Source organism: Micromonospora thermarum (assembly GCF_012034245.1).
GTDB lineage: Bacteria > Actinomycetota > Actinomycetes > Mycobacteriales > Micromonosporaceae > Micromonospora > Micromonospora thermarum.
In genome coordinates this window covers 61,159-76,844 of the sequence record NZ_JAATEO010000002.1, presented here as the reverse complement: position 1 = coordinate 76,844, position 15,686 = coordinate 61,159, and the positions used below count along the sequence as shown (strand labels likewise).

The 15,686-nt window shown below is 68.3% G+C and carries 12 protein-coding genes; 11 read left to right on the top strand and 1 reads right to left on the bottom strand.

The window, feature by feature from the left end; translation table 11 throughout:
• The first annotated feature begins 5 nt into the window (after nucleotides 1-5).
• The 11 genes from HCJ94_RS02110 to HCJ94_RS02060 all read left to right on the top strand — a co-directional run bounded on the left by HCJ94_RS02110 (nucleotide 6) and on the right by HCJ94_RS02060 (nucleotide 14,856).
• Nucleotides 6-869 carry an aminoglycoside phosphotransferase family protein gene (locus HCJ94_RS02110; protein ID WP_309227110.1) on the top strand — a complete coding sequence of 288 codons (864 nt, stop codon included), beginning with the start codon at nucleotides 6-8 and terminating at the stop codon, nucleotides 867-869.
• A 287-nt stretch (nucleotides 870-1,156) separates the two neighbouring features.
• On the top strand, nucleotides 1,157-2,557 hold the full coding sequence (locus HCJ94_RS02105) for an ammonium transporter (RefSeq protein WP_167999240.1): 1,401 nt from the start codon (nucleotides 1,157-1,159) through the stop codon (nucleotides 2,555-2,557).
• Between the two features lie 25 nt (nucleotides 2,558-2,582).
• Nucleotides 2,583-2,921: a P-II family nitrogen regulator gene (locus HCJ94_RS02100; protein WP_205800545.1), complete on the top strand. Its 339-nt coding sequence runs from the start codon at nucleotides 2,583-2,585 to the stop codon at nucleotides 2,919-2,921.
• A gap of 13 nt (nucleotides 2,922-2,934) precedes the next feature.
• A complete protein-coding gene (locus tag HCJ94_RS02095) occupies nucleotides 2,935-5,247 on the top strand; it encodes a [protein-PII] uridylyltransferase (RefSeq protein WP_167999238.1) in 2,313 nt (770 codons plus the stop codon).
• A gap of 799 nt (nucleotides 5,248-6,046) precedes the next feature.
• Entirely contained in the window at nucleotides 6,047-7,006 is a 960-nt protein-coding gene (locus tag HCJ94_RS02090; RefSeq protein WP_167999237.1) for a glycosyltransferase family 4 protein, read from the top strand.
• Nucleotides 7,003-8,118, top strand: a complete 1,116-nt coding sequence (locus HCJ94_RS31030) for a glycosyltransferase family 4 protein (RefSeq protein ID WP_167999236.1) — start codon at nucleotides 7,003-7,005, stop codon at nucleotides 8,116-8,118. Before HCJ94_RS02090 ends, HCJ94_RS31030 begins: the two co-directional genes overlap by 4 nt.
• Entirely contained in the window at nucleotides 8,096-9,268 is a 1,173-nt protein-coding gene (locus tag HCJ94_RS02080) for a glycosyltransferase (RefSeq protein WP_167999235.1), read from the top strand. Before HCJ94_RS31030 ends, HCJ94_RS02080 begins: the two co-directional genes overlap by 23 nt.
• Nucleotides 9,259-10,755, top strand: a complete 1,497-nt coding sequence (locus HCJ94_RS02075; RefSeq protein WP_167999234.1) for an MOP flippase family protein — start codon at nucleotides 9,259-9,261, stop codon at nucleotides 10,753-10,755. The genes HCJ94_RS02080 and HCJ94_RS02075 overlap by 10 nt, the downstream gene beginning before the upstream one ends.
• 391 nt (nucleotides 10,756-11,146) lie before the next feature.
• Nucleotides 11,147-11,956: a glycosyltransferase family 4 protein gene (locus tag HCJ94_RS02070; RefSeq protein WP_167999233.1), complete on the top strand. Its 810-nt coding sequence runs from the start codon at nucleotides 11,147-11,149 to the stop codon at nucleotides 11,954-11,956.
• Nucleotides 11,957-12,032: 76 nt separating this feature from the next.
• Nucleotides 12,033-13,433, top strand: coding sequence for an O-antigen ligase family protein (locus tag HCJ94_RS02065; RefSeq protein ID WP_167999232.1), 1,401 nt, complete (start codon nucleotides 12,033-12,035; stop codon nucleotides 13,431-13,433).
• Nucleotides 13,434-13,488: 55 nt separating this feature from the next.
• Nucleotides 13,489-14,856, top strand: coding sequence for a tyrosine-protein kinase domain-containing protein (locus tag HCJ94_RS02060; RefSeq protein WP_167999231.1), 1,368 nt, complete (start codon nucleotides 13,489-13,491; stop codon nucleotides 14,854-14,856).
• A 115-nt stretch (nucleotides 14,857-14,971) separates the two neighbouring features.
• On the opposite strand, the gene HCJ94_RS02055 is transcribed toward HCJ94_RS02060, so the two are convergent.
• Nucleotides 14,972-15,538, bottom strand: a complete 567-nt coding sequence (locus HCJ94_RS02055; RefSeq protein ID WP_255480867.1) for an arsenate reductase/protein-tyrosine-phosphatase family protein — start codon at nucleotides 15,536-15,538, stop codon at nucleotides 14,972-14,974.
• Nucleotides 15,539-15,686 lie beyond the last annotated feature (148 nt).

Genomic DNA, 15,686 nt, shown 5'->3' with positions numbered 1-15,686 from the left:
TCGCAGTGACGACCGACGATCGCGCCTACGTCGGGTGGCGCGACCCCGACCACCCGGCACCCCGCCTCGGGAGACCGTACGTGACTTCGCAGGAGATCCCGCTGCACGGCGGGAACGTCAGCACCGTGGTCCGGGTCGGGGACACGGTACGGCGCAACGCCGGCCCGTGGACCCCCTCGGTGCACGCCCTGCTGCGGCACCTGGAGTACGTGGGGTTCACCGGTGCCCCCCGCGCGCTCGGCATGGACGAGCGCAACCGGGAGGTGCTGTCGTACCTGGAGGGGGAGTGCGGGGAGTACCCGCTGGCCCCGCACTGGGTCACCGACGAGGCGCTGGTGACGGTGGCCACGATGCTGCGCATGTTCCACGACGCGCAGTACGGCTTCGTTCCCCCGCCGGGAGCGGTGTGGCGCTCGTTCGGGCCCCCGCCGCCGGACACCGAGGTGATCTGCCACCACGACGCCGCCCCGCACAACGTCATCTGGCGTCCCGACGGCACCCTCGGGCTGATCGACTTCGACCTCGCCTCGCCCGGCGCGCGCATCTACGACGTGGCGTACGCGGCCTGGACCTGGGTACCGATCTTCTCCGACCGGGACTCGATCACCCTCGGCTGGAAGCGCCCCGACCGGCCGCGCCGCCTGCGACTCTTCGCCGACGCGTACGGGCTCATCCCGCGCGACCGGCACCGGCTGATCCGCACCATCCGGAAGCGGATCGTCGACCACGTGGAGGGCATCCGGCGGATGGCCGCCGCCGGTGAGCCGGCGTTCGTGCGGATCGTGCACAAGGGCCACCTGCGCCGGCCGATGCGGGACCTGCGGCTGCTCGACTACGAGCGGCAGGCCCTGGAGTCCGCCCTGCACTAGCGGCCTGGCTCACAGGGCCATGCCCGGCTGCGCCGGCCCCGGCGCGCGACCGGCGGCGCCGCACGGGCGGACAGCCATCGACGCCCGTCCGGGCAGCCGATCCACCCCCGTCCGTACCGGCGGTTGTGCGGGTTTCGTCACACGTCCGAAACAAGCCGTCACCGACTGGAAACCGGTCGGGGGCCTTGGGCGAAACAGCCGGGGACGAAGCTTCCGCGCAACCGGCTGACGGGCGATGCTGCCAGGTCTCAGTCGGAGGGAGGACTTCCACACCGAGAGGAGGCAGCGTGGAGATCAACACCGGCAACACCGCCTGGTTGCTCTTGTCGTCTGCGCTCGTGCTGCTCATGACGCCGGGTCTGGCCCTGTTCTACGGCGGTCTGAACCGGTCCAAGGGCGTGCTCAACATGATGATGATGAGCTTCTCCGCGATCGGGCTCATCTCTGTTCTTTGGGTCATCTACGGCTTCACCCTCGCGTTCGGCGTCAACGACAACGCCGGCCTGAACAACGTGATCGGCAGCTTCACCCAGTACCTCGGCACCGAGACCAGCTTCATCGGCGAGGAGTGGCTCTTCCTCGGTGCGAGCACCGGCATCCCGACGTACGTCTTCATGGTCTTCCAGATGATGTTCGCCGTCATCACGGTGGCCCTGATCAGCGGCGCGGTCTCCGACCGGTTGAAGTTCTCCGGGTGGCTGCTCTTCGCGTTCGCCTGGTTCACCCTGGTCTACATCCCGGTGGCGCACTGGGTGTGGGGTGGCGGCTTCATCGGTGCCAAGATCAAGGCCCTCGACTTCGCGGGCGGCACGGCGGTGCACATCAACGCCGGTGCGGCCGCGCTCGGCCTGGTCCTGGTGCTCGGCAAGCGGATCGGCTGGCCGAAGGAGAGCTTCAAGCCGCACAACGTGCCGCTGGTGGCGCTCGGCGCCGGCCTGCTCTGGTTCGGCTGGTTCGGTTTCAACGCCGGCAGCGAGCTGACCGTCGACGGCACCACGGCGGTGGCCTTCGTCAACACCCAGGTGGCCACGGCCGCGGGCGTGCTCGGCTGGATCGTGGTGGAGTGGCTGCGCAACGGGAAGCCGACGCTGGTCGGCGCCTCCTCCGGTGCGATCGCCGGCCTGGTCGCCATCACTCCCGCCTGCGGCTTCATCGCCCCGCTGCCGGCGGTGCTGCTCGGCCTGATCGCCGGTGCGGTCTGCGCCTGGGCGGTGAGCCTCAAGTACAAGCTCGGCTTCGACGACTCCCTCGACGTGGTGGGCGTGCACTTCGTGGCCGGCTGGATCGGGTCGCTCTCCATCGGCTTCTTCGCCACCCTCCAGGTGAACTCGGCGATCGAGGGTCTCGGCGGCAGTGAGGGCCTGTTCTACGGGGGCGGGCTGACCCAGCTCGGGCGGCAGGCGCTGGCCAGCGGCATCGTGTCGGTCTACTCGTTCGCCGTGGCGGCGCTCATCGCCCTCGCGGTCAAGGCGATCATCGGCCTGCGTGCCGACGCCGAGGACGAGGTCGCTGGCATCGACGTCGCCGAGCACGCGGAGAGCGCGTACGACCTCTCGCCGACCACGGGCAGCAGCTCCGGCGGGGCGTTCGCGATGGCGGGGCTCACCCCGGGCGGCAAGGCGGTGGACGAGCCGGCGGCGCCGGCCGAGTCCGGCGCCGGGCCGGTCAACGAGAAGGTCGCCGGTTAACGTTCCTGGGATGGAGGGGTTGGACATGAAGCTGGTGACCGCGGTCATCAAGCCGTACCAGCTGGACGCGGTGAAGGAGGCCCTGCACGCCCTGGGCGTTGCCGGCCTGACCGTCAGCGAGGTCCAGGGTTACGGCCGGCAGAAGGGGCACACCGAGGTCTACCGGGGTGCCGAGTACACGGTCGAGTTCCTGCCCAAGATCAAGGTGGAGGTGCTCACCGACGAGATGGACGTCGAGAAGATCGTCGACGCCATCGTGGCCGCCGCCCGGACCGGCAAGATCGGTGACGGCAAGGTGTGGGTCACCGCGGTCGAGGAGGTCGTCCGGGTCCGCACCGGCGAGCGCGGCCTCGACGCCCTGTAGGAGACACCGCTCGATGAGCTCGTCGACCACGACCACCGCGTCAGGACACCCCGGCAACGGCGACGCGGACGGTGTGGTCGGCGGGGTCGTCGGCGTCCCCGGCGGGATCGGGGCTGCGGCCCGGGCCGCCCGCGCCGACGCGTTCGACGCCTGGCTGCGGGGACTGCTGCCGGCCCGCGAGGGCGTCGCCCTCGTCGCCGTCGGCGGGCTCGGGCGGCGGCAGTGCGCCCCGTACGGGGATCTCGACCTGCTGCTGCTCCACGCCGGGGTGCCCGGCGTGGACGACCTGGCCGCCGGCATCTGGTACCCGGTCTGGGACGCCGGGCTGCGGCTCGACCACTCGGTGCGGACGGTCGCCGAGGCGCTCTCGGTGGCCCAGGACGACGTCAAGGTGGCCCTCGGGCTGCTCGACGCCCGGTACGTCGCCGGCGACGAGGCGCTCGCCGAGCAGCTGACCCGTACGGCCACCGACCACTGGCGGCGCACCGCCGTACGGCAGCTCCCCGGGCTGCGGGAGATCGCCGCCGCCCGCTGGGAGACGCACGGTGAGCTGGCCTTCCTCCTCGAAGGCGACCTCAAGGAGGCCGCCGGTGGCCTGCGGGACGTGGGCATCCTGCGTGCCATCGCCATCGCGGGCATCACCGACGCGCTGCGCCCCGCGGTCCGGGCCGCCCACCTGCGGCTGCTCGACACGCGGGACGCCCTGCACACCCAGGTCGGCCGCCGGGTGGACCGGCTCCTCGCCCAGGAACGCGACGGCGTCGCCGCCCTGCTCGGGTTGCGCCAGCTCCAGGCCGACGCGGGGCCGAAAGCGGTCGACGACGGCGACGCGCTGCTGCGCCGGGTCGCGAGCGACGCCCGGACGGTCAGCCACGCCGTGGACGACGCCTTCCGGGCCACCGACCGCCTCCGCGCCGGCCGTCGCCGGGGTGCCGACGGCCGCCCGCTCCGCCGCCCCGTCGCCCGGGACGTGGTGGAGCACGACGGCGAGCTGGTGCTCGCGCGGACCGCGATCGGGGCGCGCCCGGACCCGAGCCTGTCGCTGCGGGTCGCCGCCGCGGCGGCCACCACCCGGCTGCCGATCGCCCGGGCCACCTGCGAGTGGCTGGCCGCGTACTGCCCGCCGCTGCCGGCACCCTGGCCGCTCGACGCACGCGCCGCGCTGATCACCCTGCTCGGCGCCGGCCCCGGCCTGGTGCCGGCCTGGGAGACCTGCGACCGGTACGGGCTGGTCGACGGCTGGCTGCCCGAGTGGACCCGGATGCGCAGCCTGCCGCAGCACAACCCCGTGCACCGGTTCACGCTCGACCGGCACCTGGTGCAGACCGCGTACGAGGCCAGCCGGCACACCCGCGAGGTGGACCGGCCGGATCTGCTGCTGCTCGGTGCCCTGCTGCACGACGCGGGCAAAGGACTCCCCGGGGACCACAGCACGGTGGGCGCGCCGCTCGCCGAGGCGGTGGCCACGCGGATCGGGTTGCCGGAGCACGAGGTGGCGTTGATCGGCACGCTGGTCCGGCTGCACCTGCTCCTGCCGGACGTGGCGACCCGCCGTGACCTCGCCGACCCGAAGACGATCGCCGGGGTGGCCGGAAAGGTCGGCGACACGACCACCCTCGACCTGCTGCACGCCCTGGTCCGTGCCGACGCGGCGGCGACCGGGCCGGCCGCCTGGTCGGACTGGAAGGGGCGGCTGGTCGCCGAGCTGGTCGCCCGGGTGCGCACCACGCTGGACACGGGTGTGCTGCCCGAGCCGCCCGCTCCCGACCCGGTGCTGCTGGCCGGCCCGCTGCCGGTCGTACAGGTGACGGGGGACCGGGTGGCGGTGGCCGCGGCGGACCGGCGGGGCCTGCTCGCGACGGTGGCCGGCTGCCTGGCCCTGCACCGGCTCGAGGTGATCTCCGCCGACGCCTCCACGGTCGACGGGCGGGCGCTGGTCGAGTGCCGCGTCCAGCCCCGGTACGGCCTCGCGCCCGACCCGATCGCGCTGACCGCCGACCTGCGCCGGGCGGTGACCGGCGACGTGTCGGTGACCCAGCGCCTGCGGGGAAGGGCTCTCGCCGCCCGCGGTGCCGGTGCGGCGCCCCGGGTCGTGTGGCACCGGGAGGCGGCCACCGACGCGGTCGTGCTGGAGCTGCGGGCCGCCGACGCCGCCGGCCTGCTCTACCGGGTCACCTGCGCCTTGGACGAGGCGGGCGCCCAGGTCCGCGCCGCCCGGATCTCCACCCTCGGCGCGGACGTCGTGGACGCCTTCTACCTCGTCGGCGGGTGGCCCGACGACGCCACCCGGGCCCGGGTGGAGGCGGCGGTCCTCGCCGCCGTCTGACGACGTCCCGGGTACGCCGGAAGCCGCCCGCCGGCCGACACGTCCGAGCTGGACGGGTACGTTTTCGACGCGCTGTGGAACGGCGAGTGGCTTCCGCACGGCGGACGGCTCCCAAGCGTCGAACCCGGTCCTGAGCCGATCCATGAGCATGCCCGACCTTTGGGTTGGCGGAACGACCCGAATGCCTTTCGTGAACAGCCGATCGGGTAGGTGGCCGCGACGTCCATATTGGGCTTCCGAAACTCAATAGAAGCAAGTAAAACGGACATCACATATACCGTTCTGTCCTTCTTCGCCCGTTCTATGCCTTCGATGTAACATTCCGCGCCTGTTGACAGGCGCACCGCGATGCGGTGTATTGGCTCGGTCCATCAATGGTGATCATGCGTGACGGCGGTCGCTGGGCGTCTTCTGCGCACGAACTGCCAGTTGTCAGGGCGCGTGCTCCCGGTTCCGGAACCGGGAGGCGTCGTGCACACCGTCACGCTGCCCGACGGGCGGGTCACCGGGCCGGCGGGCTGTGACAACATGGCGTGCGCAACGCCAGCCGGGTGCGCGGGGCGAACGGGAACGGGGGGATCGATCATGATGGCGCGCGCCGTGCCGCACCACTGGCCACCGACCGCGAACCCTCTCGCCAGCAAGATCGTCGGCCTCGTCCCATGGTGCCCGCGGAAGCAGCACCGGGGTGCGTTGTGAAGGCGCTGGTCTGCGAGCCCGCACGTCGCGTGTGCGTCTGGTCTTCCCTCCGGGACCCGGTCTTCTGCGGCGACCAGGCCAACGGAAGTGGATGTGACTGGTGATCGCAATTGACACGCGGTGGATCGGGGCCCACGGCATCGGCCGATACGCGGCCGAGGTCATCGGCCGCCTCCGCGTCGAGTGGGAGGCCCTTGACGCCAAGGGCAACCCGGCCTCCCCGATCGGTGTCCTGAAGCGTCCGACGACGCGATCCGGAAAGGGCATCGGCCTTCTCTACTCCCCCGGGTACATGGGCTTCCGTGGGGTGACGCAGCAGATCGTCACCGTCCATGACCTGATTCATCTTCAGACGCGTTGGCCCCAGCGCGCCAGGTACCTCGCCTATTACGAGCAGTTCCTGAAGCCTCTGATCAGACGTAACGGCATCGTGCTCACCGTGTCGGAGACGTCGAGGGACGCGATCCGGGAGTGGATCGGAGACCCGGACGTCGACATCGTGAACACGGGAAACGGCCTGTCCGAGGCATTCACCGTCGATGGGCCCGCCTCCGCCGAGGGAAAGCCCTATTTCCTCTACGTCGGGAACCTCAAGGGCCACAAAAATGTGGAGGTGGTCCTCCGTGCGCTCGCGTTCATCGACGACTTCTCGATGGTCATGGTGTGCGGCGACTCGGACGGGGCGCGCGAGCTGACCGCGCGGCTGGGTGTCGCCGACCGGGTCACCCACGTGTCCGGTGTCGATGACGCGACACTCGCCCAGCTCTACCGGGGTGCCTCGGCGACCGTCGTTCCGTCCCTCATCGAAGGCTTCGGTCTGCCGGCCCTCGAGAGCCTTGCCTGTGGCACCCAGGTCGTCTACTGGAAGGGCTGCCCGAGTGTCGCCGAGATATGCGGTCCCCACGGCATCTCGGTGTCCGGAGCGGACGACGCCCAGGAGTGGGCGTTCGCGATGACGAACGCGGCCGGCCTCCCGGCCCCGAACTACGACTCCAGTCCCTATTCGTGGCCGGCGGTCGCCGCGCGCGTCAACGACGTTCTCGAGGGTCGGCAAGCGTGAAGATCCTTTTCGTGGACCACACCGGTCGGCCCGGTGGGGCCGAGCTGGGCCTGAAGCGGTACTTCGAGCAGCCGAGCAAGTACGAGAGAGAGCTGCTCCTCTTCCAGGGCGGTGCTCTCGACGGCTGGGCGGAGGCAGCCGGCGTCCCCGTCAGCGTTCTGGGATGGAACGGTCACAACCGGAGCGTGACCCTCGTCCTGGCGATGTTGCGCGCCTGGTGGGTCTTCCTCAGATCCCGCAGCGACGTCGTCATCGCCAACAGCCTGAATGCAGCGATTCTGACCGCGTTCCTCCCGAAGCGCAGACGGCAATTCATCTACTATCTCCGGGAGGATCTGTCCCCGGAATGGCTCAGTGGGCGGAAGCGGTCACTCGTCGTTCGCTGGATTCTTCCCCGATTCGACGGCTTCCTCGCGAACAGTCAGTGGACGGCCTCGACGATCCCGCAGCAGCTCTCGCAGAAGCCCATGCGGGTCGTCTACACGATGAGCGGCATCAGCGATTCGTCGCTCGCCGCACGCAGGGCCGCTCGGGGCGGTGCCCTGAGGATCCTGTCGTTGAGCCGCCTGACCCACTGGAAGGGCGTGCATGTGCTCCTCCAGGCGCTCGCCGTTCTGAGGGACCGGGGCCTCGGCGGCAGGGTGAGCGTGACCGTCGCGGGCGACGACCTGTTCGAGGACGCCGGCCGTTACGTCGCCGAACTCCGGACGCTCGCCGCCGGGCTGGGCAACGACGTCACGTTCGTCGGGCACGTCGATGACGTCGACCACCTGCTCGCCTCGCATGACGTCCTGGTCAGTGGCTCCCTGAACGCCGAGCCGTTCGGCCAGGTCGTCGTGCAGGGAATGTCGGCAGGGCTGGTTGTCATCGCCACCGAGATGGGCGGACCGCAGGAGGTCATCGACAGCGGAACCACCGGGATCCTGGTCCCGCCGGGGGACCCCGACGCCCTCGCCCGGGCGATCGAATCCGTCTTGCTCGACCCGTCGCTGAGCGAGACGATCGGCAACGCAGCCGTTCCGGCCGGCCTCCGGTACGCCGATGCCCCCATGGCCGCGCTGCTCGAGTCGAGCATCCACGATCTCGTCGATGGAAGTGGTAGCAGTGTCTGATCGCCCCACCGTCGCCATCTGGAAAAGCATGCTCCTGCCCGGCTCGGAGACCTTCGTCCGGAACCAGGCCGACGCCCTGATCGGCTACGATCCGGCCTTCCTGGGCGCGGTCAAGGTGCAGTCAGCCGTCGCCGCGGACACCGACACGATCGCCTACTCGAGCCTGCCGAGGGATCAGGTCCGTTTCCGCCTGTTCCGACTCACCGGGAGATCCCGCCGGGTCACGAACCTGCTCGCTGCGATGAAGCCCGCCCTGGTGCACGCGCATTTCGGTCCTGAAGGCTGGTTGATCAGTGGGGCTGCGGCCAGTATCGGCGTCCCGTTGGTCGTGACCCTCCATGGGCACGACGTGACCGCCGCGCCGAGCACTCCCGGGCTTCGTGGCGCCCGGGCCCGCTGGCAACTTCGACAGGCGTTCGACCGGGCCGCGGTCGTCATCGCGGTCTCGGACTTCATCCGCCAACGGGCGATCGACCTCGGTGCCGACCCGCAGAAGGTGCTCGTCCACTACATCGGGGTCCCGATTCCGCCGAAACAACCACCGACGCCGAAGGAGTGGGACGTCGTATTCGTCGGCCGGTTCACGGAAAAGAAGGGCATCGAGGATCTGATCGAGGCACTGGCGATGGTGGGGACCGCCCGTAGGCCGCGGTGTGTCTTCATCGGCGCCGGACCGTTGGATCAGCAGGTCCGGGACCGCGCCGTTCGCCTCGGCGTCGACGCGACGTTTGCGGGGATGCAGCCGCCGGACGCCGTGAAGCGGTACATGGCTGCCTCGAAGATGCTGGCCGCTCCGTCCCGGACGGCGCCCAACGGTGACTCTGAGGGGCTGGGGATGACACTCCTCGAGTCAGCAGCCTTGAGCGTGCCGAGCGTGGCGACCCGTCACGGCGGGATCCCCGACGCGGTCGTCCACGGGGAGACCGGTCTCCTGTCCGACGAGGGAGACGTGGCAGCGCTGGCGGGAAACATCCGCCGGCTCCTCGACGACGATGCACTGCGGGTCCGTCTCGGGGACCAGGCTCGGCAGCGCGTCGAGCTCAGATTCGACATCACCAAGCAGTCGGCGGCTCTTGAGGACATCTACGACATGGCTGCTCGCCGGAGCCACGTGTCGACCGGACCTGCACGGGAAGCGACGTGGGACTGAAGCGGCAGGTTCTGTCGGGAGCACGCTGGATCGGCACATCGGTTGCGGTGACCTCCGTCCTGCAACTGCTCCAACTGACCTACATCGCCCGGGTTCTCGATGCCAGAAGCGTCGGCGCGGTCGCGGTCATCACGATGGTCGTGGGTCTCGCCGACATCCTGACGAACGTCGGTCTGTCGAACTCCCTGATCCAGCGCAAGGAGATCACGCAGGACGAGATCAGTTCTCTCTACTGGTTGAACGCCGCATTGGGCGCATCGATCGCGCTGATTCTTTTTGCTTCCGGTCCCGCGCTGGAGGCTTTCTTCCGCATTCCCGACCTGGCGGGCCTCATCGCGCTCGTCGCGGTAGCGTTTGCGATCACGCCGCACGGCCAGATCTTTCGCGGCCTTCTCGAGAAGAACCTCATGTTCGCCCCGGCGGCGCTCGCCGACATACTGTGGGCGACGTCGACGCTCGGCTTCTGCATTGGTCTTACCGCTGTCGGCCTGGGCGCAGCAGGCGTCGTCGCCGCGATGGTGCTCGGATTTGCCGTGAAGACCATCGTCCTCGCCGTGGGTGCGCGGCGACTGTTTGCGGTCAAAGCGCACTTTCGGTTCGACGAAACGCGCCGCTTCCTGTCGTTCAGCGTCTTCCAGGTTCTGGATGCCATCGTCGGGTTCGTGGGGAACAACGCCGGAGCCATCGCGGTTGGCCGGATCCTCTCGGCATCCGATCTGGGCGGCTACAACGTAGCCTACAGTTACGCCGTCACGACTCCGGCGAAGCTGAATCCCGTCGTCACCCGCGTCATGTTTCCGGCGCTGTCCAGGATCCAGGACGACCGGCGGCGGGTTGCCGAACACACCATGAGTCTCCTGGCGGTGACCGGCCTCATCAACGTGGCCCCACTCGTGGGCCTCGCACTGCTGGCGGACGATTTCGTCGACCTTGTCCTCGGCAGTAAGTGGTCCTGGGTCGCGCCCACCCTGCAGTTGCTGAGCGTGGTGGGGATACTTCGCGCATTCGGCAACCCCATGGGCGTCGTACTCATGGCCCTCGACCGCATGAAGCTCGGGTTTGTGATCAACGTGGCCAAGGCTGCCGTGACGATCGCCGCGGTAACCGTCGGAGCAATGGTCGACGGCATGCGCGGAACGGCGACAGCCCTGGTCGGCGTTTCTTTGCTGAGCCTCGTGGTGAACTATCTCCTGCTTCGGCGGCTGCTGGGCGTGACATTCCTGCAATACGCGGCTCCGCACTGGCTTGCCGTCCGTCTCGCACTACCGATGGTCATCGTCTTAGCCGGCATGACGTTGATGGGTGGCGGCCTGGAAGGTAGCCTCGCGTGGTTTGTCGCCAAGGTCGTGGTGGGCGGGGGCACATATCTCGCGACGCTCGCCCTGACCCGCAGCCCACTGGTGGCGGACCTTCGGGGACTTGCCGTCGGAGTCAACAAGGGGGGTGAACGCCATGACCATGAACGGTCACGCGAACTCTCGGTATAGGGTCGCCGTGCTGTTGGCCGCGGAGGAGCGGTTCGACGGACGCGGCGGGGCGGTAGCCACCTGGGTTCGAGACGTCTACTCGCGGCTCGATCGCTCATCCGTCGTGTATTGCGTGTCGTCGAGCAGGACATATGCCGAGTCGTTGGCCGTGGCTGGCAGCGTCTGGTACCGGGCGTACGACCGCGCTGCCGCCTGGGCAGCGAGAATCGTCGGCCCGCTTGTCCGGCGCCCGTGGTGGGGTGTCCATAACCGACTGCTGTTCGGCGGGAAGCTATGGGTGTTGGCAAACTCTCGAGCTCTCCGCCGGGAACAGGTCGTGCATATCCACAATCGGCCCCGGTACGCCGTCTGGCTCCGGAGGAGTGGCTACCGCGGCGAGATCGTGCTCCACATGCACAACGACCTGTCCGCCTATGTAGGCCAAGCTGAGTTTCCGGCGCTCAAGGCTGCGGTCGATTCCTTTGCCTACTGCAGTCGGTACCTGATGCAGAAAGCGGCTCGCGACTTCGGGCCGCACCCGGGAGTTGTGTTGTACAACTGTGTCGACACCTCCCACTCGTTCCGCCCGGCAGCGGGAGCACGCCATCCGAAGTCCCTCGCGTTCGTCGGCAGGTTGGTCCCGGAGAAGGGCGTGCTCGAGGCCATCCGCGTCTGCCAGGCGCTGAACGCCGCTGATCCAGAAGCTGACTGGACTCTTGACACCTACGGCGGCGCGGCTCCCGGGGTTTCGTCCTACGAGACCGACTACATGAGGCAGGTCGGTGCGCTCTCCGCAGCGGTGAACCGGGAGGCCGGGAAGGACGTGGTCCGACTTCGAGGACATGTCGGCCATGAACGACTGGCCGAGTCGCTGGCGAGGAGCACGTTCTTCCTGTATCCGTGCCAGTGGGATGAGCCCTTCGGCATGGTCCTCATCGAGGCGATGGCACTCGGCCTGATTCCCGTGGCCAGCCGCAAGGGTGGCATCGGTGAGATCGTCGATCACGGAGTCAGCGGAATCCTGATCGACGAAGCGGGCGACGAGCAGCGTTTCGCGTCAGAAATCCTCCGGTTGTCGGGAAACCCGGAAGCTCTGGACGCCCTGCGCCGCGCGGCACTCGACCGCGCCCGCCGCTTTTCGCCCGAGAACGCGGCTCAAGATCTGCGTGCCCTGCTCGAACGGCTGCACGTCAGTGCCGTGACCGTTGGCGGCTCCGCATGACTTCCGGCTCCAGCTGCGGCCGTGGGGACGCGCCGGTTTCGGACAGACGGCAACCCGGTGATCTCGAGGCCGACGGATGATCCTTCTAGCTGCCGCAGCAGGCTTCGGGATCGCGTTCGCGCTGCTGGCGCGTTTCGAGACCCGCGCGATATGGATAGTCGGGCTCTCCGTCCCGCAGCTGTTTCTCCTCAGCCCGGAGATCATCACCTTCTCAGCCGTCGTCACTCTCACCTCGGCTCTCGGTTTCGTGTCCGACAGGCCGAGCTGGGACCGACGCTACGGGCGTTTTCTGGTCGCCTTCATCGCGCTTGCGGTACTGGCCATTCTCTGGTCGCCGGATGTGACGAGGGCTGTTGCGTGGATTATTGGCATGCTGCAGCTGCTGATCGTTTTCATCTACGTGAAGACGTTGCGCCAGCGGCTGCCACAACGACTGCCCAGGGTTTTCGACGTCCTCGGGGTTGCCGTGGTTATCGAGGCAGGTCTGACAGCCGTCTTCAGGGTCTCCCCCGAATTGGAGAGCCGGTTCCTCCACTCGTACTGGGCGGTACTCGTGAATGGGCCGGGCAAAATGGCCGCGTACTTCACCACGAGCCCGGACAACGTCCGCGACGTCGAGAAGGCCGGCGGGCTGTACCTCAACGGCAATACTGCTTCGCTCTACCTCGGAATGGCCAGTTTCCTCTTCCTCTGCGCCTTCACCTTGTACAAACGGAGGAGGTACGTCCTCGTCGCGCTGGCGGCGTACCTGGGAGTGTTCTCCACGGGGTCCAAGACGGCGATGATCCTGGGGCTACTTCTACCGGTGTTCGTGGTCTCACTCATCCGCCTCGCCAAGTCCCCTTCGTATCTCCTGCCGATCCTGGTGGCACTGCCCGCGGTTGCCTATCTTGCGTTCAGCCAGGTCACCCGACTCTTCCCGACCTTTGCCGCCGACTCCGATTTCACGTTCGGTATCCGGGAGATGCTCTGGCGGGCCGCCGCGGACATGTTCTCTGAGCACCCAATGCTCGGACTTGGTTTCGGTGGTTGGTTCATCGAGATCGCGAAGTACTCGAATTCCCTGGTCGCGGAGCGGTACCCCCCGCACAACATATTCATCCAGATATGGAGCGACATGGGCCTGGGCGCCGCCCTGCTCCTGGTGGCTTTCGTGGTCGTTGTCGTGCTGGACCACTACCGCCTGCTGAGTACGCGACCAGGTGCTCGCGTCACGGCTGCCGTGAGTCTCGGCGCCTTCGCCTGGCTGATCCTCCACGGGATGGCCGACACAATCAATTTCTGGGGCGACAACCGAATTGCCGTACTCCTCGCCTTCTTCCTCGGCCTGCTCGCCGCCGAGCTGGAGCGCGCCGTTGATGTTGACGACCAGGTTCAACCGGCCGCTACAGGTTCGCATGCGAAGCGGTCTCAGGTATACTGGCGCGACTCACCCCGCTTGACTAGTCGTACGGTGTGGCAGTCGGGTGCATCGTGATCCCAGTTTGCGTAGTGGCCACAACGGCCGTGGTAATCCTCACTCAAGGAAATCGATGACTGTACTGCAGTACCTGCGTGCAATCCGGAACCGATGGTATTTGGTTGTGCCGGTTGCCGTCGTCGGTCTAGGTCTTGCCGCCATTTTCTCGTTCGCGCAGACGCCGGTGTACAGCGCGAGCGTGCAAATGTTCGTTTCCACCGGCGGGGCCGGCGATGCAGGTCAGCTGAACCAGGCGGGGAATTTCACCCAACAGCGCGTCAGGTCCTATGTGGGGATTGTCAACAGTCCCGAGGTTGCCCGGGCTGTCATCGATCGGCTCGATCTTCCCTACGCTCCTGAGGAGCTGAGCGAGAACATCGAGGCGTCGTCGCCGGTGGACACGGTGCTCCTCGACATCGAGGTGACGGACACGTCGGCAGAACGCGCTCGCGATATCGCCAACCAGCTTGCGGAGGAATTTCCTCGGCTGGTCGCCCAGCTGGAGACCCCGGGGGGTGGGGGCGCATCGCCGGTAAGGCTCACGGTTACGCGACGGGCGGTCACGCCGGAGGCGCCGGTTTCGCCGAACACGAAGCTCAACCTTGCGCTCGGATTGGTCCTCGGCCTGGCGGCCGGTGTCGGAGCAGCCGTCCTCCGGGACAGCCTCGACCGTACGATCCGCAACAAGAACGACGCCGTCAAGGCCGCCGCGGGCACTCCGGTACTCGGCTCGGTGCCCGACATGCCGAAGACCAAGGGTGGCCCTCTCATCGCGGACGACCAGGCAACTGCCCGCGCCGAGGCGTACCGCCAGCTGCGCACGAACGTCCGGTTCCTGTCGGTGGACCGGCGGCTCACCAGCTTCGTCGTCACGGGATCGATCCCGGCCGAGGGCAAGACGACGACCGCAGCGAACTTCGCCATCGCCATGGCGCAGGCCGGACAGACCGTTGTGCTGATCGATGCCGATCTGCGCCGGCCCACCGTCGCCGACCTCTTCGCCCTCTCCAACGGCGTCGGGCTGACGAACGTCCTACTCGGCGACATGCCCGTCAACCATGCTCTTCAGCAATGGCGTGGTGACCTGCCGCTCTACATCCTCGCGGCCGGGCCTCGGCCGCCGAACCCGAGCGAGTTGCTGGGGTCCGCCCGGTTGGGGAAGGTCGTCGCTTCCCTCGAGGCATCCGGCATGACGGTCATCTTCGACTCCCCACCGCTCCTTCCCGTGACGGATGCGGCTGTCATCGCTCGCTCCACCGGTGGCGCCATCGTCGTCACTCGTGTCGGTTACACCCGGACGGACCAGCTCGCCGAGGCCACGGAATCGTTGCGGAAGGTCGGCGCGAATGTGCTGGGACTCGTGGCCAACCGGGTGAAGGGAAAGATGGAGTCGACGTACTACGACGTTCCCGAGCAGCGGCGGACCCGAACGAAACGGTGACCGGGCCAGCCTCTGACCGTCGGCGGTTGCCGCGAAGGTTGGTCGACGGCTTGCGTAAGAGGCGGGGGCGACTCCGACAAGGGGTCGCCCCGCCTGAGCACACCGGAAGCGGGAGCTAGACCACGCCGAGGATGGTTTCGACCGCCTCTTCGATCTGGTCGGCCGCCACACGGTAGTCCTGTCTGGTGCCACCCATGGGGTCGGCGATGTCGAACTGTTCCGGGGGTAGTGGCTGCAGGTAACCGCGGCGCTGCTTCGCGACCCGGGCCAGGTTGGCCGCCCGTTCCACCGCGTAGCTTCCGGGCACCTCGTCCGGTTTGAGGCCCCGCACCAGCCACGCCAGCTCCCGCCAGGTGAAGGTGAAATGGAGGGCCTGGGGTACCTGGGCGACGATCTGGTCCCGGTGCTCGCGGGTGGCGGTGAGGACGAGGTGTGCTCGTGCCACCGCGTCGAGGTCGAGCACCTGCGAGACGAAGTCGTGCGCGGACACACCCCGGCGTTCCAGCTCGGCGATGGCGAAGGGCTGCATGGGCCGGCCCGGCGGGCCCTGGGTGCCGCCGCTCGTCACGAAGACGGAGTCGGCAGCCGGGCCGTACCGGTCTCGAAGGCCCTCCTCCATCAGCCGGTGGGCCATCGGTGACCGGGCCTGGTTCCCGGTGCACACATGTATGACGCCCCCCATTGGTCTTTCCCCCATCGCCACGCCACAGCAGGGAGAAGGATACCTACCGTTCGGGCCTGCGCCCGCCGGGGAGTGATCCGGACTGGCACACGGAGATCACGAACGTGTTCCCAGAAGAACAGCTGCTCACGGGCTGCATCCCCGGCCC